This is a genomic window from Nonomuraea sp. NPDC049758, assembly GCF_040674635.1.
Classification (GTDB): domain Bacteria; phylum Actinomycetota; class Actinomycetes; order Streptosporangiales; family Streptosporangiaceae; genus Nonomuraea.
In genome coordinates this window covers 1-21767 of record NZ_JBFAMZ010000003.1, presented here as the reverse complement: position 1 = coordinate 21767, position 21767 = coordinate 1, and the positions used below count along the sequence as shown (strand labels likewise).

Sequence of the window (21767 nt, the reverse complement as noted above, 5' to 3'; positions counted from 1 at the left end):
ATCGAACGGCCTTGCCGGTGCGTTCTTAATTGATTAAGGTCTTAATTGATTAAGGAGGAGAGACGTGGATGCCATGCAGGTTCTCGCGCACCGGACGGCGATGGGGTTCCGCGACTCGCTCGACGCGGCCCTGCCGGGGGCGCCGCGCAGGCGGGATCCGGAGCGGGTCGCCGTACGGGCGCGGCTCGCACACTCCCTACGTCGCACCGCCGACCGCCTCGACCCCACCTGCCCACCCACCCGCTACGGCGAGCTGTGACCGATCCCCTTTCGGTACCCCGGTTGCTGCCCCGACGTCCCCCTGCCAGTCACCCAGATTGCACGTGTTCTGACCATTCGGGCTCGTCCGTCCGCCCGGCGGCGCGAAGTGCGGCTGCCTGCTTCCCGTGAGGCCAGGGCGGCCCGCTGCCTACCGGTCGCCCTGACCTGGGCCCCCGGCTGTTCGGGCTCGACCGTCCGCCCGGTGCGGCGAGCTGTGACCGGTCCTTCTCATGAGGCCAGGGCAGCCCGATGTCCCCCTGCCTGTCGCCCGACCTGCGGTCCCCGCCGTTGGGGCTGGACCGTTCGGCCGGTGCGGCGAGGTGTGACCGGCCCTCGTGAGACCCCGGCAGCCCCTGTTTCCTCGCTCCGCCCCCATCGCCTGGACCCGGCTGCCCGCCCCCTGCCTCCGTCGGGGAGGTGGGGCATCAGGCTGGGCGGGGTCGGGGGGCGGGGCGGCAAGTAGGACGGGAGTCCGGTAGGGGCGTTGAGAGGGGGTGGGTGGGGGCGTAAAGAGGCAGAGGGGGCGGTCGGGGCGCGTCAGGAGGGGCGGTGCATTCCTCTGGGTGTCAGGAGGGGCGGTGCATTCCTCTGGGTGTCAGGAGGGGCGGTGCATTCCTCTGGGTGTCAGGAGGGGGGCGTCCCCCTGGGCCAGCGGGAGGGGCAGGAGTCGGTCAGGACGGCGTAAGGGGTGGGGCCGGTCCGGGGGCACGGGCAGGGCCCGGTGGCAGGGGCCGGGTGGCAGAGGCACGGGCAGGGGCCACGGGCGGGTGTCGGGGGCGGGGTGGGGTCAGGGGAGGGTGGCTATCAGGTCGGGGATTGTGGTGGGGTCGTGGAAGAGGGTGGCGCCGAGGCCGGACAGGCGTGAGGGGGGCGTCAGGCCGCCCGCGAACGCCAGGCAGCGCATCCCCGCGCTCATCGCCGCCCGCACCCCGAACGGGCTGTCCTCGATCACCACGCATCCCTCCGGCGCGGCCCCCATCGTCGCCGCGGCGTGCAGGAACAGGTCGGGGGCGGGCTTGCCGCGGGCGACGTCCTCGGCGCTGAAGACGCGGCCGTCGAAACGCCGGGCCAGACCGGTGAGCTCCAGGCTGTTGCGGACGTTGGCGTGCCGGCCGTTGGAGGCCACGCAGTAGGGGATGTCCAGGCGGTCGAGGGCGGACTCGATGCCCTCGATGGCGCGCAGCTCGGCCTCCATCGCGGCCAGGTACTCCTGGGTGATCTGGTCGTGCCAGCCCGGGGGCGTCTCGCCGACCTGCTCGTCCCAGTACTCGTTGCTGCAGCCGACGAAGCGATCGGCGTACTCGCTCTCGTCGATCGTCCAGCCCAGGCGGCGCAGGGCGGCGGTGCCCACGCGTACCGAGATGCGCTCGCTGTCGACGAGTACCCCGTCACAGTCGAAGATGACCAGTTCCACGGCCAAGGTGCGGTCCTCCCAAAAGGCGACGTTTGCGACGAATCTATCGGGCGGCTGTGTGACATTGCGCAGGTGGTAGCGTCGTTGTATCGCTTGACAAGATGTCAGTCCGGACAGTGAGACATGAAGTGAAGACTTCCCCCCGGGTCTCGGCGCCCAGCACGACCAGGATCGCCATGGCCAGCCTCATGGGCACCGCGATCGAGTTCTACGACTTCTACATCTACGGGACCGCCGCCGCGCTGGTGCTCAACACCGCGTTCTTCCCCGGCATGGATCCGGTGGCCGGCCGGCTGGCCGCGTTCTCGACGTTCGCGGTGGCGTTCGTCTCGCGTCCGCTCGGGTCGGCGGTGTTCGGTCACTGGGGCGACCGCGTCGGCCGCAAGTCGATGCTGGTCGTCTCGCTGCTGGTGATGGGCCTGTCCACGGTGGCGATCGGCCTGCTGCCGGGGTACGCGGCCATCGGCGTGGTCGGCGTGCTGTGCATGGCGGCGGGCACGGTCGTCTCGGCGGTGGTCAGCGACCGGCTGGGCCGCCGCCGCACCCTGCTCACCGGCACGGCCGTCGCCGTCGCGTGGGGGCTGGTGATGTTCCCGCTGATGGAGACCGGGTCGGTCGTCCTGGCTGGGGTGGCGCTGGCCGGCGCGCTCGGGCTGATGGGGCTGATCTTCGGGCCGATGGGGGCGTACCTGCCCGAGTTGTTCAGGACGGAGTTCCGCTACAGCGGCGCCTCGGTCGCCTACAGCCTCGGCGGCGTGCTGGGCGGGGCGGTGCCGCCGCTGGTCGCCACCAGCCTGCAGACCAGCGGCCTCGGCGTCATGGGCGTCGGCCTGTACGTCTCGGCGATGGCCCTGCTGAGCCTGCTCTGCCTGCTCGCCCTGCCGGAGACCGGCGACATCTCCCTGCGATAGACCGGGTTCTCCTGTCACATCCGCCGGGGCTGTCCCGTCCTCCTGGTGAAGAACCTGATGAGGAGGAGCGGACGATGAGCAAGCACATTCTGATCGTCGGCGGTGGATATGTCGGGATGTACACGGCCCGCGGGCTGCGGCGGCTGATCCGGTCGGGTGAGGTGACGGTCACCGTGGTCGACCCGCGGGGGTACATGACGTACCAGCCGTTCCTGGCCGAGGCGGTCGGCGGGACGATCGAGCCCCGCCACGTCGTCGCCCCGCTCAACCGGGTGCTCAGGGGCGCGCGCGTGCTCACCGGCCACGTCACCCGCGTCGACCACGAGGCCCGCACCGCGCGGTTCCAGCCGGTCCAGGGGCCTGCCAGGACGCTCACGTACGACATCCTCGTGCTGGCGGCCGGGTCGATCACCCGCGCGCTGCCCATCCCGGGGCTGGCCGAGCACGCGGTCGGGTTCAAGAGCCTCGGCGAGGCCGTGCACCTGCGCAACCACGTCCTGGCCCAGCTCGCCGCGGCCGCCTCGACCGACGACCCGCTGGTACGGCGCAGGGCGCTGACGTTCGTGGTGGTCGGCGGCGGGTTCTCGGGCGTCGAGGCGCTGGCCGAGATGCAGGGGCTGGCCGATGAGGCCCTGCGCTACCACGACGGGATCGAGCCCGCCGACCTGAGCTGGACCCTGGTCGAGGCGACCGGCGGCATCCTGCCCGAACTCCACCCCGGCCTCGGCCGCTGGACCGTGGACGCGCTGCGCGCCCGCGGCGTGGACGTGCGGCTGGAGACCAGGCTGAACTCTGCCGAGGGCGGCGTGGCCCGGCTGTCGGACGGCACGTCGCTGGAGAGCGGGACGCTGGTGTGGGCGGCCGGCGGCCGGCCCAGCCCGCTCGCCGCCGACAGCGGGCTGCCCGTGGACGAGGCCGGACGGCTGCGGGCCACCGAATACCTGACGGTGGCCGGGCTGGCGGACGCGTTCACGGCCGGCGACGGCGCGGCGGTGCCCGACCTGACCCGTCCGGGCCGGTTCACCGCGCCCAACGCCCAGCACGCGGTGCGCCAGGCCAAGCTGCTCGCCCGCAACCTGGCGGCCCACGTCAGGGGAGGCCGGCTGAAGGCGTACCGGCACGCGTACCTGGGGTCGGTGGCCGGGCTCGGCCACCACCAGGGCGTGGCCCAGGTGCACGCGATCCGGCTGACCGGGTTCCTGGGGTGGCTGGCGCACCGGGCGTACCACCTGGCGTGGGTGCCGACGTTCAACCACAAGGCGCGGGTGCTGGCGGACTGGGGGCTGTCGATGGTGTTCCGGCGGGAAGCGGTGCAGCTCACGGCCATCGAGCACGCGGGGGAGGACTTCCGCCGGGCCCTGGCGGCCGACGACCTCGGCCGCGCCGCCTGACCCGCCCACCCCACGCCGCTACACCGGCTGCTCGACCGGCTGACCGACCGGCTGGCCCCGGTCGACGTACGCGGCCAGCGCGCGCACCCGCTCGGCGTGCTGGTCGTGGCCGACGATCACCGGCGGCTCGTTGTACGGCATCGCGTCCGACGACCGCCGCAGCTTGACGTACTGGCCGCAGGCGTCGATCGCGTACGGCTCCATGTCGTCCTGGAGCGCGCCGATCACCGTGATGCCGTACGTCTCGCCGATCCGCCGGAACAGCGCGACCGCCTCCCTGCGGTGCTCCTTGCCCAGGTTGCGGCCGAGCTCGTCGAGCACCAGGCACAGATGGCCGCCGCCGGAGGAGGCGATGGCCGCCGCGCACACCAGCTTGACGGCCTTCTCGTCCATGAGCGCGGTGTTGGCCCGCCGGTTGTACGGCACGAACCCCTGCCCCTCGCCCCGCCGCCACTTCGGCGTCACCCGCCACTGCCAGCGCTGCTCGGGGTCGGCGGGCGCGGGCGGCACCGGGAACTCCAGCGTCGCGCCGTAGCCGCCGTAGGAGGTGTCGAGCTTCTCGAACTCCTCGGCCACCCGCGTCAGCCTCGCCTTGATCGCCGCCGTCAGCGCCGCCCGGTGGACGGCCGTGGACTGCGCCGCCTCCTCCGCGCCCCGGGCCGCCGCCGCCAGGTCGCGCTGCCGGGTGACGACCTGCGCCTCGATCTGCCGCCGCTGGTGCTTCTCGTACTCCTCCTGGCCGCGCAGGTAGGAGGCCAGCGACCCGCACACCGCCGCGAACGTCGCCTGCTCGCGCGCCGTGCTGCCGCCCCGCTCCGACAGCAGGAACGCCAGCTCCTCCGGGATCTCGGCGTCCTCCTCGGGGAAGGTGTCGCGCAGCGCCTGGTCGAAGTGGCGTTCGGCGACGCGCCACCACTCCTCGGCCGCGCGCGGACGCTCCTCCTCCGGCAGCGCCGCGATCCACTCGCGGGCGGTCTCCACCGTGCCGCCCCAGTCGGCGGCCAGCGCGTCGAGCCGCAGCGCCTCGCGCTCGCCGGTGACCTTGGCCTCCTGCTCGCGGGCCTGCGCCCGCTCGCTCTCGTGCCGCTGCCGCCGCCCGTCGAGCCGCTCGATCTCCATGTCGCGGGTACGGGCCCGGAAGTCGAGCGCGCCCGCCTGCCGCTCGGCCTCGGCGACCTTCGGCGCCAGCTCCTCGATCGCCGCGTTGAGCCCGACGAGCCGGTCACGGCGCTCGGCCAGCCTGGCCTCCAGCTCCGCCAGCCGCACCCCGGCCCGCGCGCCCTCCAGCCGCCGCTGCGCCTCGGCGACGGCCTCCTCGGCCTCGCGCACCACCTCCGCGGCGCTCTCCTGGGCGTCTTCGGCGCGGTTGAGCCGCTGGCCGGCGGCCTTGATGCGGGCCTCCCGCCCGGTCGCCACCCCGTCGAACGCCCCCACCACGCTCACCCCGGCCGCGCTGACCAGCACGGACCCGGGCAGCGCGGCCAGGGCCTGCGCCGCCTCGCCGAGCCGCGCGGCGTCGACGATGACGGCGTGCTCGTGCGGCCAGCCGCGCAGGCGGGCGCCGGGCAGGGCGGCGTCGCGGGCCTGCTCGGCCACGTCGAGGGCGTCGAGCAGGCCGGTCGCCCCGACACCCGCCGCCGACAGCGCGTCGAGCTGGGCCGCGGCCGGGCCGCCCTCGGCGTCGTCGAGCGCCGCCCGCGCCGAGGACACCTCCTGATCGGCGACGCCGAGCGCCTTGAGCGCCTCGTTGAGCCGGAGCCCGGCCTGCCGCAGCTCGCCCTCGGCGGCGGGCACGTCGCGTCCGTCGGCGAACCTGCGCGTCTCCTCCAGCGCCGGGATCGCGGCGCGCAGCTCGTCGGCGGAGTTCTCGGCCACCGCGCGGTCGGCGTCGAGCTTGGTGGTACGGGCCTGCAGGGCGGCCAGCTCCTTGCGGGCCTGGGACACCTGGCGGTCGAGGGTGTCCTCGCGCAGTGTGGCGATCTCGGCCTTGACCAGCGCGATCTCCTCGGCCGCCGACTCGCCCGCGGCGCGGTGGCGGCCGAGGTCGGCGGCCAGCAGCTCGTCCTTGGCGGCGGCGTCGGCGAGCTTGCGCGCCTGCCTGCCGCGCCAGCAGCGCAACGCCTCGGCCAGACGGACGCGGGCCTGGTCGCGGCGGTCGAACGTGCCGAGCAGCGCCTTGGACTCCACCTCGAACTCGGCCAGCCGGTCGGACGCCTGCGCCGCCCGCACCCGCTTGGCGTGCTCGTCGCGCCGGGCCTCGCGCTCCTGCTCCAGCTCGGCGTCGAGGCCGGTGAGCGCCGCGATGGCCTCGAAGACGCGCTCGGGGGAGATCTCGTTGAGCGGCTGGGAGAGCAGGTTGGTGGCGACCTTGCTGCGCACGGACGTGGACAGGAACGACACGCACCTGACCCGGTCGCCGTAGAGCACCTTGGTCAGGTCGCGGGCCACGACGTCGCGCTTGCCCGCCGATCTCGGCAGCGACGCCCAGATCTCGTCGGCCCGCGCCACCCGCTCGGCCTCGGACGGCGAGGCGGCCAGATGGACGCCCTCCCGCCAGCGGATCTCCAGGTGCGGAGCCTCCTGGTTGACCTTGAGCCACACGGTGATCGCGCCGCCCGAGGTGTCGGGCACCTCGAACAGCTCCCCGCTGTCCTGCTCGCCCTCCTCGCCCGCCTCGGTCAGGGTGAGGTCGGGCGCGGCGACCGGCTCCGGCGGGGCCGGCGGCGGGGCGAAGGAGTCCATGCCGGGCGGGCCGAAGACGCCCACGATGTAGCCGTGGTCGGCGCTCGCCCACTGGCGGGCGCCCGCGCCGCTGGCCAGCTCGGCGTTGAAGAGCAGCTCGGAGACCGCCTTGGCGCCCGAGGCGAAGCGCCACTGCTCGTCGCCGAGCAGCGCCGTGATCGAGGCGATGAACGACGACTTGCCCGCGCCGTTGGAGTCTTTGGGGCCCGCGCCCGCGACGACGATGAGCGTGCCGGGGACCGTGGGCACCGGATGGGTCGAGAGCCGTGAGATGTTGACCGCCTGCACGGCGATCAGCACCCGGTCTCCGACGACGTTCTCCATCTGCGACACCCGAACCCCCGTAACCCTTCCATCTGTCATGACGTTCACTGCGCCGACCTGCGGGCGCGTACGGCCGCCGCGAGCGGCGTGTGCGGGCCGGCGGCGAGGATCAGCTCCTCCTGCAGCCGCCGCCGGGCCGCCGGCGTGAGCCGGTGGAACTGCGGGCCCGGGACGTAGCCGCCGGCCTCCTCCCCGGCCTTCACCTGGGCCAGCAGGCCGGCGTGCCGCAGCGTGCGCAGCGCCGACTCCAGCTCGCCGATCGGGACCTGGGTGTGGCGGCGCAGCTCCTCGACCGGGGTGGGGTGCGGCGACAGCCAGGAGTCCTCCGGCAGCAGGCCCTCGGCCCGGGGGATCGCGACCGAGTGCACCAGCACCAGCGTCAGCACCGCCCGCTCGCTCACCCCGAGCCCCGCGACGGCCGGCGGACGATCCGCCGCCTCCGCGCCCGCCGTCTCCAGGGCCGCCTCCGGCTCGGGTGCGGGGGACGGGGGCTGGGCCAGGGCGGCCGTGTGGGTGTCGTCGTAACCCGAGGTCCAGCGTTCGCGCAGCTGGATGAGGACGCGGCCGCGGCGGGCCAGCATCTCGCCCAGCGTGTGGCGCAGCGCCGGATCGCGCAGCGCGGCGAAGCGGCCCTCGGCGACCGGCTCGGCGGCGTGCTCGACCACCATGAACGCGGCCACCAGCTCGGCCCGCCGCCGCTCGTCGTAGGCGCCCAGCAGGTCGTCGAACTCCGCCACGCCGAGCTCGGCCCGCCCGCCCGCGCCGGGCAGGGGCAGCACCGCCGCGGCCACGATGTCGGCGTCGCCCACCACCGTGAGCTCCGGCCGCTCGGGCTCGGGCAGGCGGCGGACCAGCTCCTGCAACTGGGCGTGCGACTCCGCCGGCCACAGCGCGCAGCGCGGCCCGAGCGTCACCACCCCGTCGTCGAGGACGATCCACGCCGAGTCGTGCAGCCGCCGCAGCGCGCCTCTCGCCCAGTTGCGCATCAGGTCGTCGGTGCGTCCGATCAGCGCCCGGTAGGTGTCGAGCACCAGCTCGACGGGCGCCGGGTCACCGGGCCACGGATCGACGGACAGATCGTTCCAGCAGCACTTGAGCGTGGCCGCCAGCACCCGCCGCGTCTCGCCGGCCCGCTCCACCGGGACGGCGGCGATCTGGTACTCCTCCAGCAGCGACGGTGTCACCCCGTCGGGCCACACCGGCAGCGCGTGCCCGGTGGAGTCGGGCCGGGTCAGGCGGGTCATCCCGGCGGGCGCGGGCACGCCCGCCCCCAGCCGCAGCGGCCCGCCGGAGCGCGCCCGAGCGTGGGCGAGCGCCTGACCGGCGGACCGGCCGCGCTCGGAGGCCGGAGAACCGGTGGACGTCATGAGGTGCGCTCCAGGTAGCCGTGGGACAGCCAGGCGGGCTCGCCGTCGGGGTCGACGGTCAGGCCGTCGGACCAGGTGAGCCGGTAGGGGAGCTCGGGGCGCAGGTCGGCGGTGGTCAGGTCGGCGAGCAGGCGGCGGGCGGCGGGCCAGTCGGAGCCGATCACGTCGGCCAGCGCGACCCGCGAGGCGGCGCCGAGCAGCGACTCGGCCACCTGCGTGAGCCGCTCGACGGCGGCCCCCGGCGAGGAGTCGAGCGAGCCCTCGGGCCCGGGGTCGGGCAGCGCCGAACGCGGGGGAGTGGGCTGGACGGGAGCCGGCCGCGGCGCCTCGTCGACCGCCCGCGCGACGGCGGCCGGATCGTGCCACGGCGCGGGCGCGTCGAAGACGAACCCGTCGAGCACCGAGGCCAGCCGCTCCTTGGAGGCGGTCTGGGCGAACGTGCGCCACGTCTCGGTGGGCAGCAGCGTCAGGTTGCGGGTCGTGCCCGCCGAGTCGGCCAGGCGGCCGGCGGCGCGGCGCGAGGCGTCGCTGTAGGAGTAGATGGACGCGCGCAGGTCGGTGCAGACCCGGTCGAGCTCGGGCCAGCGGGTCAGGATCGTGCCGTGCAGGCCCTGGGCGCGCCGGGCGATCTCCTCGGTGCCCCAGAGCTTGGGGGCCTGCTCGCGCAGCTCCTCGATGGTGCCCGTGGTCAGCGTGATCAGCTCCAGGGCCCAGAGCCGGAACGCGCGCGCCAGGTTGACCGCGCTCTGCCGGGCCTCCTCGCCGGTGGTGCGGGGGTCGGCGACGTTGAGGTCTTCCAGGGCGAGCAGGCGGTGCATCTCGGACTGGCCGCCGTCGTCCATCATGCGGCGGATGAACATCAGGCCGACGACGCTGGTGAAGGAGGCGCGGTAGCGGAGCTGGTTGGGCTTGGGGAACACCTCGCGGATCGCGCCGAGCCCCTTGAGCACCCGCAGCCGGTTGTCGAACTGGTCGCTGGGGTAGGCCCGGCAGGCGAAGCGCATCTGCTCGTGCGTCAGCCACTCCTCGCCCGCCTCGGCGAACGCCGCGAACAGCGTCTCGGCGATGTCGACCAGGGCGGGGTCGTCGACCACCGCGCCGCTGTCGCGGGCCAGCGCGGCGAACATGCGGCGGTAGGTCGACAGCACCGCCTCCTCGGAGAGGGCGGCGTCGAGGGTCAGGGGCTGTTCGGACACGCGCACTAAGGTACGGCTTCACACCGACAGACACGGAACCCGGCGCGGGCTACCAGCCGGTACGGACGCGGATGGGACTCCTGCCCGCTAGGGTGATCCAGGTTAAAGCGGGGCAAACTCTCTGTGATCGTACATACGGGGTGAGTAACGGTTGTCCATCCGTATGCTCGGCGGGGACCGGGCGACGGCCCTGATGGCCGGTGGGGCGGCCGTGCTCCTGGTGGCCGCGGCGGCGTGGTTCGGCGTGGGCGTCTCCAGCGCCAATCCGGAGCTGGCCGACGTCGGCGCGTGGCTGTGGACCAAGGCCAAGGGCAGGGTCGTGCACGTGAACGGCCTGTCGGGCGAGGTGGACGGCTACCTCGACGACAAGGCCGGCAAGCAGCTGCGCGTCGTCCAGGACGGCACGAACGTGCTGCTCGTCGACGACCGCACCGGCTTCGTCAGCCGGGTCGAGCCCAGTCAGCTCACCGTCACCCAGACCCGCGACCTCGGCGCGGCCGGGACGCAGCTCGCCGTCTCCGGCGGCACGGCCTACGCCGTCGATCCGGCGGCGGGCCGCGTCCAGCGCATCGACCCGGTCACGCTGAACGCCGTGGGCGCGCCCGTCACCCTGCCCGGCCCGCTCGGCGCGGCCAGGATCGACGGCGGCGGCAGGCTGTGGGTGCCGGTGACCGCCAGGGGCGAGGTCGTGCCGGTGTCCGGCGGCGTCGCCGCGACCCCCGTCAAGGTGGGCGAACCGGGCGAGGAACTGGCCGTGACCATCGCCGGCGGCCTGCCCGTCGTGGTCAACACGCGGGCCGCCACCGCCGTCACCGTCGGCGCGGACGGCGGCGTCGGCGAGATCGCCCTGCCCAAGGAGGTCGCGCGGGCGGCCAAGGGCGGCGTGCTCACCCCGGCCTCGACCGAGGGCCCGCTCGTCCCGGTGCTGACGCCGGGCGGCTCGGGGCTGCTCGTCGTGCTCGACACCTCCTCCAACGCCGTGCTCAGCACCAAATTCGCGACCGGCGACCCCGCCGGGCTCGGGGTGCCGCAGGTGCTCGGGTCCAAGGTGTACGTACCGGACAAGAGCCGTGGCGCGCTGATCGTCTGGGACAGCGCCGCCGGCGGCCGGCCCACCACCCTCCAGGTGGCCGACGGGCCGGGCCCGGTGGACGTGTTCGTCAAGGACGGCCTGCTCTGGGCCAACGACGAGAACGGCGACAAGGCCCTGGTCATCGACCCCGAGGGCCGCAAGCACGACGTGGACAAGGACGACTCCGACGTACCGGGGCCGACCAACACCCCCAAGCCCAAGCAGACCCCGCGCCCCGATCCCACGGTCCCCGACCCGCCGCCGGACGATCCGCCCGAGACCAGCGAACCCGACCCGACCAGGACGAAGCAGACCGAGCGGCCCCGCCACCCGGCCAGGACGGCCACGCCGACCCCTGCGACCACCCCGACCCCGACTCCGACCCCGACGCCCACCGCCGCCCCCGGCGCGCCCGGCGCGGTGACCGCGCGGTCGGGCCCCGGCCGGGTGACCGTCACCTTCAGCCCGTCCACCGGCGGGAAGGTCGAGCGCTACACGCTCAAGGCGTCCGGCGAGGGACGGCCGGAACCGCAGTCGGTGGACGCCGACGGGCCCTTCCAGTTCGAGTTCACCGGCGGCGACTGCGCCCAGGAGTACACCTTCGTCGTCGTCGCCCACTGGCCGGGTGGGGAGGTGGAGTCGGAGCGGAGCGCGGGGGCCAGGCCCTGCGTGGCGCCCGCGGCGCCGTCGAACTTCGCCGCCAGGCCCAGGAACCGGGGCGCCGAGCTGACCTGGAGCGCCCCCGAGAACGGCGACCCGAGCGTGACCTACCAGCTCAGCGGCGCGGCCGCGAACGACGCGATCAAGGGGACGTCGTTCAGCGTGGACGGGCTGAAGAACAACGCGAAGTACGCCTTCAAGCTCAAGGCCACGAATCAGGCGGGGGAGAGCCCGGACGTCGCCTCCGTCGAGGTGGACCTGACCTACCCGAGGCAGCAGTACAAGAACGCCAACAACAACGTGGTGGACACGCTGGTCCGCCCCGCCGCGACGAAGACCGGCGAGGCGGGCCGCATCCCGAAGGGGCAGTACGTCTCGATCACCGTCATCTGCCAGGTCAAGGGCCAGAGCGTCACGGAGGACGAGAGCAAGGAGACCAGCGACGTCTGGAACAGGATCGAGTGGAACGGCGGCGTGGCCTACCTGAGCGAGACGCTCATGACCACGCCCCGCGGCTCGTTCCCGGCGCCGCCGCTCTTCGAGTGCACCGACTGAGGAGGGGGACCGGTTGACCCAGTACACCTACCCGGACCAGGTGGCCCAGCAGCCCGCCGCCCTGGCCGGCCAGTTCGCCCAGCGGTTCCAGCTCCTGGCCGGCAACATCGAGCGCGTCGTCCGCGGCAAGCACGAGGCCGTCGAACTGGCCCTGATCTGCCTGTTCGCCGAGGGCCACCTGCTCATCGAGGACGTCCCGGGCACCGGCAAGACCACCCTCGCCCGCTCGGTCGCGGCCAGCGTGGACGCCGAGTGGCGGCGCATCCAGTTCACCCCCGACCTGCTGCCGAGCGACATCACCGGCGTGTCCATCTTCAACCAGGCGCACCAGAAGTTCGAGTTCCACCAGGGCCCGGTGTTCGCCAACATCGTGCTCGCCGACGAGATCAACCGGGCCTCGCCCAAGACCCAGTCGGCCCTGCTGGAGGTCATGGAGGAGCGCCGGGTCACCGTGGACGCCGAGCCGCACCCGGTGCCGCGGCCGTTCCTGGTGGTGGCCACGCAGAACCCGGTGGACATGGACGGCACGTACCCGCTGCCCGAGGCCCAGCTCGACCGGTTCCTGATGAAGATCTCCGTCGGCTACCCCGACCACGTCTCGGAGGTCGAGGTGCTCAAGGGCGGGCCGACCGGGCCGCAGGTCGAGCGGCTGCCGGTGGTGGCGCGGGCGACGGACGTGGCCGGGATGATCGACTTCGCCTCCCGGATCCACGTGGCCGACCCGGTCTACGACTACATCGTCGGGCTGTGCGCGGCCACCCGTACCAGCCCGCACCTGCGGCTGGGCGCGAGCCCCCGGGGGAGCCTCGCGCTGCTGCGCGCCGCCCGCGTCAGGGCGGCCGCCGCCGGGCGGCACTACGTGGTGCCCGAGGACGTCAAGGCGCTGGCCGTCCCGGTGCTGGCGCACCGGCTGATCGTCACGCCGGAGGCCGAGCTGCGCGAGATCGGCGCGGCGTCCGCGCTCGGCGAGATCCTCGCCGGGATGCCGGTGCCGCAGGCGGCGTAGATGCGGCTCACGGCCCTGTTCACCCCGCTCGGATGGGCCACGCTCGCGGGCTCGGCGGCGCTCTACGCGGCGGGCTTCGCCCTCGGCTACCCCGAGCCGGTCGTGCTGGCCACCGGCGGCGTGCTCGCCCTGGCCGCCGCCCTCGCCTGGACGGCCCCCGCGCCCGACCTGGAGGTGCGGCGCGAGGTGACGCCGCTCAAGGTGCCGAGGGGCGAGGCGGCGGTCGCGGTGCTGAACGTGGTCAACCGGGGCCGGCGCGGCCTGTCGGGGCTGCGCGTCCAGGACCGCGTCGGGACGTCGGAGCACCTGATCGGCCTGCCGCGGCTGCCCAGGAACGCCGCGCGCACCGTCTCCTACCCGCTGCCCACCGACGTGCGCGGCGAGATCCCGGTCGGGCCGCTGCTGCTGGTCCGGGCCGACCCGTTCGGCCTCACGCGCCGGGTGCGCCGGTACGGCGACGCCGTCACCCTCCTGGTCCGCCCGCGCACCGTCGCGCTGTCCGTGCCGCCGTCCGGCCGGGCCCACCACCTGGAGGGTCCCACCAGCGACAACGCCCCCAGCGGCACCGTCACCTTCCACACCCTGCGCGAGTACGTCGTGGGCGACGACCTGCGGCACGTCCACTGGCGCTCCAGCGCCAGGACCGGCACGCTGATGGTGCGTCAGCTCATCGACGCGAGCCTGCCCACCACGACCGTCGTCCTGGACACGCGGGAGCTGACCGAACTGGCGGTCGACGCGGCGGCGTCCGTGGCGGTGGCGGCCGCCCGCGCGGGGTTCCCGGTGCGGGTGCTGACCGGCGAGCAGGCGGCGGCCGACGCCAAGGCCGACGCCGACCCCGACGCGATCCTCGACCGGCTCGCCCTGGCGCGGCCGGGCTCGGCGGGCGTGGGGGAGATCATGCGGGTGGCGCGCGGCGGCGGGTCGCTGGTGCTGGTCACCGGTGACGCGGCCGAGGCGGGACGGGCGGCGGGGGTCCGGCGGCGTTTCGACCGGGTGATCTGCGTGTACACCGGTCCGGGGCCGGTGAGCGTGCCCGGCGTCACGGTCATCCCCCTCACCGACCTGGCCGCCCTCCCCTTCGCCTGGACCCCCCGATGACACCCCCACAATCCCCCGCCCCCGGCCCCACCTCCGGCCCCACCTCCGGCCCCACCTCCGGCCCTGCCGCGCCTGTAGGGCCCGCGCCCGCTGCTGTCCCTCCCGCGCCCGGCCCTGTTTCTCCCGGGCCCGTCGTGCCCGCGCCCGCGCCTGTTTCTCCTGCGTCCGTCGTAGCGGCGCCCGCTGCTGTCCCTTCCGCGTCCGCGTTCGGGGTGGGGTGGCGGGGAGGCGTCGGGCTGGTGGTGGTGGCGGCCGTGGCCGGGGTTGCCGGGTGGGGGTTCCACCGGGTCTTCCCGGGCGCGGAGCTCCTGCTCGCGATCGCGCCCGCCGCCGTCGCCCCCGTCCTGGTGGCGGCGCTCACCGCGCGGCGGCCCCTGTGGCTGGCGCTCGCGCTCGACCTCCTCGCCTGGCTCGCCGGGACGATCCCGCTCTACCACGGCCTGGCCCCCGGCGTGCTCGCCGACTTGGCCGACGCCTGGCACGCGCTGCTCACCACACTGCTCCCCGCCCAGCCGGAGCCGCGCCTGCTCGTCCTCGTGCACACGCTCGTCTGGGCCGCGGCCGTCATCGGCGCCGAGACCCTCACCCGCACCCGCACCCGCATTGCCGCCGCCGTCCCGGCTCTGGCCGTGTTCGCCGCCGCACTGCTGCTCGGCGTGGACGGCGAGGGCTCGAACCTGCCGGTAGCCGCCGCCCTGTTCGTGCTCGTCGCCGCCCTCGCCCTGGTCCGCGACGACCGCTCGCCGCTCTGGCTGCTCGGCGGCCTGCCCGCCGCCGCCGTCCTGGCCGCGCTGGCGCTGGCGGTGGGGCCGCTGCTGCCCGTGGCGGCGCAGCCGTACGACCCGAGGCAGGACGCCGAACTGCCGCCGCCCCGGCGGGTGGACAGCGTGAGCCCGCTCGACCGCGTGTCGGGCTGGCTGCAGATCCCTGACAGGGAGCTGTTCACCGTCAAGGCGGACAAGCCGCTCAACTGGCGGCTGGCCGTGCTCGACCGCTACGACGGCGTGCGCTGGACGTCCGGGGCCCGCTTCCGTCCCACGGGCGGCCGGGTCCCCGAGGGGGAGTGGGCGGGGGCCGCCCGGGTCGTCCGGCAGCGGGTGACCTTCACCGGGCTGCCGGGGACGTGGCTGCCCGCCGCCGAACGGCCGGTCGAGGTCGACGGCGTCCCCGGGCTGGCCGCCGACCCGCAGAGCGGCGCCCTGCTGGCCGACCCCGCCGCGGGAACCGGCAGGCGTCCCGGCAAGGGATTCGCCTACGAGGTGACGTCCAGGGTGCCGGAGCCGTCCAAGGAGGACCTGCTGGCGGCCACCCCCGCGCACGACGACGCCGCGCTGACCGCGTTCCCGCCCGGGCCGCAGGAGAAGCTGTTCCGCGAGCTCGCGCAGGAGGCGACCAAGGGCGCGGACGCGCCGATCAAGCAGGCGTACCGGCTGCAGAGCTACCTGCGCACCAGCGCCTCCTACGACGTCACCGCGCCGCCCGGCCACTCGCTCAAGGGCCTGGAGTTCTTCCTGCGAACCACGCACCGGGGCACGTCGGAGCAGTTCGCGGCGACGTTCGCGCTCATGGCCAGGACGCTCGGGCTGCCGTCGCGGGTGGTGGTGGGCTTCCGGCCGGGACAGGCGTCCGGCGGGATCTACCACGTCAGGTCGGGGCACGTCATGGCGTGGGCGGAGATCAAGTTCGAGCGGCTGGGCTGGCGGCCGTTCTACCCCACGCCCGGCCGCAGCGGCGCCAAGGACGACCACGACGTCGTCTCCTCGTCGATCAAGGAGAGCGAGCAGCTGGAGGGCGAGTTCACGCGCGGGGGCGGCGACCGGTCCGGCACGGCCCGCCCGAAGGCCGGGGAACAGGGCGCGCGGCCCGGCGGCGGGCCGTCGCCCTGGGGGCTCGCCGCCGCCGTGGGCGGGGGCCTCCTGGTGGCGTACGCGGTGACGGCCGCCGTGCTGCCCTGGTGGCGCAGGCGGTCCAGGAGACGCGGCGGGGCGCCCGGCGACCGGGTGCTCGGCGCCTGGCGGCAGACCTGCGACGACCTGCGGCTGGGCGGCAGGCGGACGCTGACCGCCGAGGACGTCCTGACCGGCCAGCCACCCGACATCACCACCCATCTCAGGCCGTTGGCCGAAATTTCAAACTTCGTCCGGTACGCCCCCGACGACGTCACCGACGCCGACGCCGCCCGCGCATGGGACAGCAGCGACGCCGTCCGCTGTGCCGCCCGCTCGCGCACCCCCCTCCCCACCCGCCTGCGCGACCGCCTCCTCCTGCGATGATCCCGTCCATGAGAAGCGTCGAGGCCCAGCTCCTGCACCGCCCGCCCGGCCTCACCGCGGCCGACGTCGTCCGGCACCTGACCGCGATCCAGGCCCAGGACGTGCCCTCCGCCCTGCTCGCCTTCCGTGCCCGCTCGGCCACCCTCACCCCGTCCGGCATCGAAGCCGCCTGGCAGGCCCGCGAGATCGTCAGGACGTGGGGCCCGCGCGGCACGCTGCACTTCGTGCACGCCGACGACCTCCCCTGGATCCACACCCTCACCAGCAGCGACGCCGCGGCCCTGCGCCGCCTGCGGCAGGAGGGCGTCACGGGCGACGACCTGCTCCCGCTCGCCGCGAACGCGCTCGCCGGCCAGGGGCCGCTGACCAAGGCCGAGCTGACGGAACGCCTCTCCGGACGGGCCCGCGGCCAGGGCGTCGTGCACCTGATGGCGCTGGCCGCCCATCACGGCCTGGCGGTGCTCGGCCCGTCCAGGGCGGGCAAGCCGACGTACGTGCACGCGGGCGACTGGCTCGGCGCGCCCGTCGTCCCCGAGCCCGACCGCGGGAAGGCGCTGAAGGAGCTGGCCGTGCGCTACCGCCGCGCCCACCACCCGGCCACCCCCGAGGACCTGGCCGCCTGGTCCGGCCTGCCGCTCGGCGAGGCCCGCGCCGCCTGGCGGACGAGCGCCGCCCAGGACCCGCCCGAGCCCGGCGAGCCCGTGCTGCGCCTCGCGCCCGCCTTCGACGAGTTCCTGATGGGCTGGCGCGGCCGGGACGGCGTCCTGGCCCCCGAGCACGCCGCCAAGGTGTTCCCCGGCGGCGGCGTCCTGCGCCCGGTCGTGCTGGCCGGGGGGACGGTCGCGGGCGTGTGGTCCAGGAAGGGCGCGCAGGTGAGCGTGCAGCCGTTCGGCGAGCTGCCCGAGGAGCCGGTCCGGGCGGAGATCGAGGACGTCCGCCGCTTCCTCAGCGGCCGCTGACCGCGTCCTCGCCGCGCTCTTCCCGGCCGAGCCCGTCCTCGCCGAGCCCGTCCTGGCCGGGACTGTCCTGGCCGGGACTGTCCTGGCCGAGCAGGGCGGCGGCCACGGCGTCGGCGTCCCGGCGGAACGGGCTGTCGCGGCCCGGCCGGCCCGTGCCGACCTCGGTGAACCAGCCCGTGTTGCCGGTCGCCACGCCCGGCGCGTGGATGTCGGGGTCGGGCCGCCCGCGCGCGTCCACCACCCGGTAGGGCGTCCGCGTCACCGCCAGCCCGCCGGTGCGGCACCGGGCCCCCGTCACGCCAGCCGGACCAGCAGCCGTTCCAGCACCGACAACCCCCGCGGTCCCACCCCGACCAGGGCGATGACCAGCTCCCCCATGCCATCCGCCCGCCCGGAAGAAGGGCGTGTGACCGTTGAGAGGGAATTGTCGTGAACGTGATCCGGCACATCGGGTGATAAGAGAAGAACCACTTGACGCACGGAGGCTGGACATGACGGGGGAGACCATCACGACGGCGGTGCCGTGGGCCGCCCGCGCGCCCGGCGAACGCACGCTCGAGGAGCGCTTCGAGGAGGTGTTCGACCGGTACTTCGGCGAGATCCACGCCTACGTCGCCCAGCGGCTCGGCCCCGACCACGCCGAGGACATCGTCGCCGAGACCTTCCTGACCGCCTTCCGCAAGCGCGCGCACTACGACCCGTCGCGGGCGGGCGTGCGCGCCTGGCTCTACGGCATCGCCACGAACCTCATCGGCAAGCAGCGCCGGCTGGAGGCCCGCACGCTGCGGGCGCTCGGCCGCTGCGGCCCCGACGGCGACGCGCCCGGCCACGAGGAGGCCGTCGCCCTGCGGGTCAGCGCCCAGAGCCTTCGTCCCAACCTGGCCGCCGCCCTGGCCGAGCTCGACCGGCGCGACCGCGACGTGCTGCTGCTCGTCGCGCTCGCCGGGCTGAGCCACGACGAGATCGCCACCGTCCTCGGCATCCCGTACGGCACCGTGGGGTCACGGCTCAGCCGGGCCCGCAAGAAGCTGCGCGGCCTGCTCGGCACGCACGTCCTGGAGCCCACCCATGGCTGACCCCCGCCCTCCCGCCCCCGACGAGCCCGGCTCCGCTCCCGCCCCGCGCTCGTCCTCCGTTCCCGAGCAGCTCCAGCCCGCTCCTGACCCGCGCTCGTTCCCTGGCGGTGACGACCTGCGGGCCGTCCGGGACCTGTACGGGCATCCGGCGCCCGCCCCCTACGCCCAGGCCAGGGTGTGGCGGCGGGTGGCGGCCGCGCGCCGCCGCCGGCGCCTGGCGCGGCTGTCGGCGCTCTCCCTGGCCACGGCCGCCGCCCTCACCGTGGCCCTCATGCTGGTCAGAGGGACGCCGTCCGCCGTGCCGGGCCGTTCGATCCTGCTCGCGGCGGCCAGTACGGCGGCCTCCGGGCAGCAGGCGACCTACTGGCACATCAGCCGGCTGCACGACGGCGACCGCCTCACCGAGCTCTGGGCCACCAGAGACGGCCGAGCCTGGACCTGCACCTCCACCCCGCCCGCCAACTCCGCCCTCACCATCACCTCCACCCTGGCCCCCACCCCCACCGCGGCGGCTCCTACCTCCACCCCTGCCGCCTCCGCGTCGCACCCGGGCCGCGTCATCACCCCCGCGCCCCCCTCGGGGCCGGCCTACGAGGGGAGTTGTGCGGGGCGTGGGCGGGTCGTCCCGGTGACGGGCCGGGCGCCGTTCACCATGGCGGGCCGCGACCTGACGTTCCGCCAGATCCAGGAGCTGCCCGCCGACCCCGCGGCGCTCAAGGAGCGGGTGGCCGCGATGTTGCCCGCCGGTTCGGCGGGCCTGCTCGCCGACGCGCTCAGCGGCCTGCTGTGGAGCAAGCCGTCACCCCCCGCCGTACGCGCCGCCGCCTACCGGGCGCTGGCCGACCTGCCCGACGTCCGCTACCTGGGCGGTCGCGCCGACCCCCTGGGGCGTCCCGGGGAGGCGTTCAGCTATCCGCTCCCCACCGGCGTCCGGCGGACGCTGATCATCGATCCGGCCACTTCCCAGGTCCTCGCCGGCACCGACGCGGGCGGGACCGGCGGCTCGCAGATCGTCCTCACAGCAGGCTGGACCGACCAGGCCCCCAACCTGCACTGACCCCCGCCCCGACCCGCGTTCCCCCACCCCGACCCGCTGACCCCACCCCGGCAGGCGCGTGACCGCCGCGCGGCGAGTTCAGCGCGCCCCGAAACAGGAGCCGCGACGTGTTCTGGCGTGCCCGCACGACCACCGGCAGGGCCATCTGCCTGAGCGACCAGTTCCCCGCCGCCGACGTCGCGGAGGTGATGGACGGACGGGTCCGCTTCGCCGGCCTGCCGCCCGCCGACCTCGGCACGGAGATCGACTGGACCGCCGACCCGTACGGAAACCGCTCCTGGGCGCTGAACCTGCACACGCTGCGCTGGGCGGGCCGGCTGGTCGCCGCGTATGAGCGCACGGGCGAACGGGCCTGCCTGGAGCGCGCCGCCGACGTGACCGCGCAGTGGATCAGCCGGAACCCGCGCGGCGGCCACGAGCTGAGCCCGTGGGCGTGGGCCGAGCACGCCGTCGCCCTGCGCGCGCCCGTGCTGGTCTGCCTGAGCGAGCACGTGCGCACCCCGCAGCTGTGGGCGAGCCTGGCCGAGCACGGCGAGGTCCTGGCCGACCCCGCGCTCTACCGCGCGGGCCACAACCACGGGCTGGACCAGGACATCGGGCTGCTGCTCATCGGCTGCCGCCTCGGCCGCGCCAAGTGGCGCGACCTGGCCGTACGCAGGATGACCGGATCCGCCGAACTGGCCGTCGACGCCCAGGGCGTGCTGCACGAACAGGCCCCCCGCTACGGCCTGTACGTGCACCGCCGCCTCGGCGTGGCCCTGCGCGCGATCAGCGAGAGCGGCGCCGAGCCGCCGGCCCGCCTCGCCGCCCGCCGGACCGCCCTGGAGGGCTACATCGCGCACGCCACCCAGCCCGACGGCTGCCTGACCCCCATCGGCGACAGCCCGGCCGACACCCGCGCCCCCGGCTTCCCCCACGAGGGCCCTCTCGTACGCGTCTTCGACGCCGGATACGTCTTCGGCAGGACCGCCTGGGACGACCCGCGCTCGGCCCACTACTCGATCAGGTTCGGCCCCGGCCGCCGTCTGCACGGCCACGAGGACCACCTCGGCGTCACCTACAGCGCCCAGGGCCGCCGCATCCTGGTCGAGGCCGGGTTCCACTCCTACGAACGGACCGAGTACGCGGCCTGGACCCGTACCCCGCAGGCCCACAACGTGCCCGTCCCGGACGGGGACTTCCGTCCCGGCACGGCCACCCGCCTGGTGCACGCCGACCTCGCCCCCGGACACCAGGAGTTCGAGCTGACCGACGACGCCTACGGGGTGACCAGGACCCGCCGCGTATGGGTCAGGCACGGCGAGGACGTGATGGCAGTACGCGACTCGGTCCCGTCCGGGACGCTGCGCAGCCTGTGGCACTTCGACCCCGCACTACGACTGGTCGAACGGCGGACGGACGCCGTGGTCCTCGGCGACGGCGACTGGCGCGTCACACTGCTCCAGCGGCCCGCGTCGGGCATGGAGGTCGGGACCACTGCGGTCTCCACCGGCTACCTGCGCACGGCGGAGGCGGTAACGGTCACCTCAGGAAGCGCAGCCGAGGTACTGACAGTGATCCTCCCCGGCACCGACACCCCAGCCACCACCCACCTACCCCTGCCATGGCCCCCTTCCCCCTGACCCGCACCCCGTGCACATGGTCAGACAGCCAGCACCACACCCTCCTCACCACCAGCCCCCACGCCCCCGGCAGACGCCCTGGACCAGGAACCACGGCACCGGACGTGCGACGTCGCCCACCAGACACCAGCACCGTCCGCCCGCGCCTAACAGACAGACACCACAGCACCGTCGGCACCCACCGGACACCGCAGCACCGTTCGCACAGCGTCACCGAGGAAGAACCATGCGCCCCTGCCTCACGTACCAGCCGCGGACCGGCCCCCAGGGGCACCGCCCCGACTGCCCCCAGTCCACCGGACCGTCACCACACCCGGCTGCACCCGTCGGTGGGGTGCCGTCGCGCCCTGCTCGCCACCACCCCGTTTGCCGGGGCCGCCCCCTGCACCGTGTCCTGCTGGGGCCATGACTGTCGCCCACAGCTCGTCCGCCGGGACCATCACCGGACCTTGCCCGCCACCACCCTTGCCCCCCAAAGCCCGCCACCGCGCCCGTCCGCTGGGACCGCCCCCGCGCCCCGTCTCTTGGGCCGCGCCGAACCCTCGTGCAGTTCGGCAGCACCAAGAGACGGTCGAGCTCGGCTGCCCACACGTAACCGGCGAAATAGGTCGTCGCGGCACCCAGTGAGAGCAGGTCGGGCCGAGGCGGTCCGTGAAGTACGTCGGCCCGGCGTTCAGTGAGGCCGGGATGCTCCTATGGATGTCAAGCGGGATGTTCTTGATCGTTTGCTGTGATGATTCGGTAGAGTTCGCGAGCTATGTAGCGCTTCAGGCAGCGGAT

General features: G+C 74.7%; 16 protein-coding genes. 11 read left to right on the top strand and 5 right to left on the bottom strand.

The annotated features are described in order from the left end of the window. Window positions 1–64: 64 nt before the first annotated feature. Window positions 65–259, top strand: coding sequence for a hypothetical protein (locus AB0J46_RS08150; protein WP_352357102.1), 195 nt, complete (start codon window positions 65–67; stop codon window positions 257–259). Between the two features lie 789 nt (window positions 260–1048). Here AB0J46_RS08150 and AB0J46_RS08145 read toward each other — a convergent pair. Continuing rightward, window positions 1049–1675 (bottom strand): HAD family hydrolase, encoded by a 627-nt coding sequence (locus AB0J46_RS08145; RefSeq protein WP_364329583.1) that lies wholly within the window; start codon window positions 1673–1675, stop codon window positions 1049–1051. A 128-nt stretch (window positions 1676–1803) separates the two neighbouring features. Between AB0J46_RS08145 and AB0J46_RS08140 the strand changes: the two genes are divergently transcribed. After that, window positions 1804–2586 carry an MFS transporter gene (locus AB0J46_RS08140; protein ID WP_364328092.1) on the top strand — a complete coding sequence of 261 codons (783 nt, stop codon included), beginning with the start codon at window positions 1804–1806 and terminating at the stop codon, window positions 2584–2586. Window positions 2587–2660: 74 nt separating this feature from the next. Then, window positions 2661–3977 carry an FAD-dependent oxidoreductase gene (locus AB0J46_RS08135; RefSeq protein WP_364328089.1) on the top strand — a complete coding sequence of 439 codons (1317 nt, stop codon included), beginning with the start codon at window positions 2661–2663 and terminating at the stop codon, window positions 3975–3977. A gap of 18 nt (window positions 3978–3995) precedes the next feature. Here the strand turns inward: AB0J46_RS08135 and AB0J46_RS08130 are convergent, their stop codons facing one another. The 3 genes from AB0J46_RS08130 to AB0J46_RS08120 are packed head-to-tail and all read right to left on the bottom strand — an operon-like array spanning window position 3996 to window position 9606. Beyond that, entirely contained in the window at window positions 3996–7043 is a 3048-nt protein-coding gene (locus AB0J46_RS08130) for a chromosome partitioning protein ParA (RefSeq protein WP_364328086.1), read from the bottom strand. Between the two features lie 44 nt (window positions 7044–7087). Then, on the bottom strand, window positions 7088–8410 hold the full coding sequence (locus AB0J46_RS08125; RefSeq protein WP_364328083.1) for a hypothetical protein: 1323 nt from the start codon (window positions 8408–8410) through the stop codon (window positions 7088–7090). Continuing rightward, window positions 8407–9606: a hypothetical protein gene (locus AB0J46_RS08120; protein WP_358285113.1), complete on the bottom strand. Its 1200-nt coding sequence runs from the start codon at window positions 9604–9606 to the stop codon at window positions 8407–8409. The genes AB0J46_RS08125 and AB0J46_RS08120 overlap by 4 nt, the downstream gene beginning before the upstream one ends. A 151-nt stretch (window positions 9607–9757) precedes the next feature. Between AB0J46_RS08120 and AB0J46_RS08115 the strand changes: the two genes are divergently transcribed. The 5 genes from AB0J46_RS08115 (at window position 9758) to AB0J46_RS08095 (ending at window position 17232) form a co-directional block, all read left to right on the top strand. Next, window positions 9758–11893 carry a hypothetical protein gene (locus tag AB0J46_RS08115; protein ID WP_364328079.1) on the top strand — a complete coding sequence of 712 codons (2136 nt, stop codon included), beginning with the start codon at window positions 9758–9760 and terminating at the stop codon, window positions 11891–11893. A 13-nt stretch (window positions 11894–11906) separates the two neighbouring features. After that, complete coding sequence (locus AB0J46_RS08110; protein WP_364328076.1) at window positions 11907–12899, top strand: MoxR family ATPase; 993 nt, start codon at window positions 11907–11909, stop codon at window positions 12897–12899. Then, the gene (locus AB0J46_RS08105; protein WP_364328073.1) at window positions 12900–14000 is read left to right on the top strand and encodes a DUF58 domain-containing protein; all 1101 of its coding nucleotides are present in this window, start codon (window positions 12900–12902) and stop codon (window positions 13998–14000) included. Window positions 14001–14212: 212 nt separating this feature from the next. After that, on the top strand, window positions 14213–16273 hold the full coding sequence (locus AB0J46_RS08100) for a DUF3488 and transglutaminase-like domain-containing protein (protein WP_364328070.1): 2061 nt from the start codon (window positions 14213–14215) through the stop codon (window positions 16271–16273). Between the two features lie 8 nt (window positions 16274–16281). Then, entirely contained in the window at window positions 16282–17232 is a 951-nt protein-coding gene (locus tag AB0J46_RS08095) for a winged helix DNA-binding domain-containing protein (protein ID WP_364328067.1), read from the top strand. Here AB0J46_RS08095 and AB0J46_RS08090 read toward each other — a convergent pair. Beyond that, window positions 17219–17530 (bottom strand): hypothetical protein, encoded by a 312-nt coding sequence (locus AB0J46_RS08090; protein ID WP_364328064.1) that lies wholly within the window; start codon window positions 17528–17530, stop codon window positions 17219–17221. The genes AB0J46_RS08095 and AB0J46_RS08090 overlap by 14 nt on opposite strands. Window positions 17531–17723: 193 nt before the next feature. Here AB0J46_RS08090 and AB0J46_RS08085 point away from each other — a divergent pair, with 193 nt between their 5' ends. The 3 genes from AB0J46_RS08085 to AB0J46_RS08075 all read left to right on the top strand — a co-directional run bounded on the left by AB0J46_RS08085 (window position 17724) and on the right by AB0J46_RS08075 (window position 20987). Then, window positions 17724–18308, top strand: a complete 585-nt coding sequence (locus AB0J46_RS08085) for an RNA polymerase sigma factor (RefSeq protein ID WP_364328061.1) — start codon at window positions 17724–17726, stop codon at window positions 18306–18308. Next, window positions 18301–19365: a hypothetical protein gene (locus AB0J46_RS08080; protein WP_364328058.1), complete on the top strand. Its 1065-nt coding sequence runs from the start codon at window positions 18301–18303 to the stop codon at window positions 19363–19365. The genes AB0J46_RS08085 and AB0J46_RS08080 overlap by 8 nt, the downstream gene beginning before the upstream one ends. A 107-nt stretch (window positions 19366–19472) precedes the next feature. Continuing rightward, window positions 19473–20987 (top strand): heparinase II/III family protein, encoded by a 1515-nt coding sequence (locus AB0J46_RS08075; protein ID WP_364328055.1) that lies wholly within the window; start codon window positions 19473–19475, stop codon window positions 20985–20987. Window positions 20988–21767: the final 780 nt, after the last annotated feature.

Bases quoted from the DNA above. Each gene is read 5' to 3' on its own strand.
- AB0J46_RS08080 (WP_364328058.1), top strand. From the start codon at position 18,301: ATGGCTGACCCCCGCCCTCCCGCCCCCGACGAGCCCGGCTCCGCTCCC.
- AB0J46_RS08135 (WP_364328089.1), top strand. From the start codon at position 2,661: ATGAGCAAGCACATTCTGATCGTCGGCGGTGGATATGTCGGGATGTAC.
- AB0J46_RS08125 (WP_364328083.1), bottom strand. From the start codon at position 8,410: ATGACGTCCACCGGTTCTCCGGCCTCCGAGCGCGGCCGGTCCGCCGGT.
- AB0J46_RS08130 (WP_364328086.1), bottom strand. From the start codon at position 7,043: ATGGAGAACGTCGTCGGAGACCGGGTGCTGATCGCCGTGCAGGCGGTC.
- AB0J46_RS08085 (WP_364328061.1), top strand. From the start codon at position 17,724: ATGACGGGGGAGACCATCACGACGGCGGTGCCGTGGGCCGCCCGCGCG.
- AB0J46_RS08095 (WP_364328067.1), top strand. From the start codon at position 16,282: ATGAGAAGCGTCGAGGCCCAGCTCCTGCACCGCCCGCCCGGCCTCACC.
- AB0J46_RS08105 (WP_364328073.1), top strand. From the start codon at position 12,900: ATGCGGCTCACGGCCCTGTTCACCCCGCTCGGATGGGCCACGCTCGCG.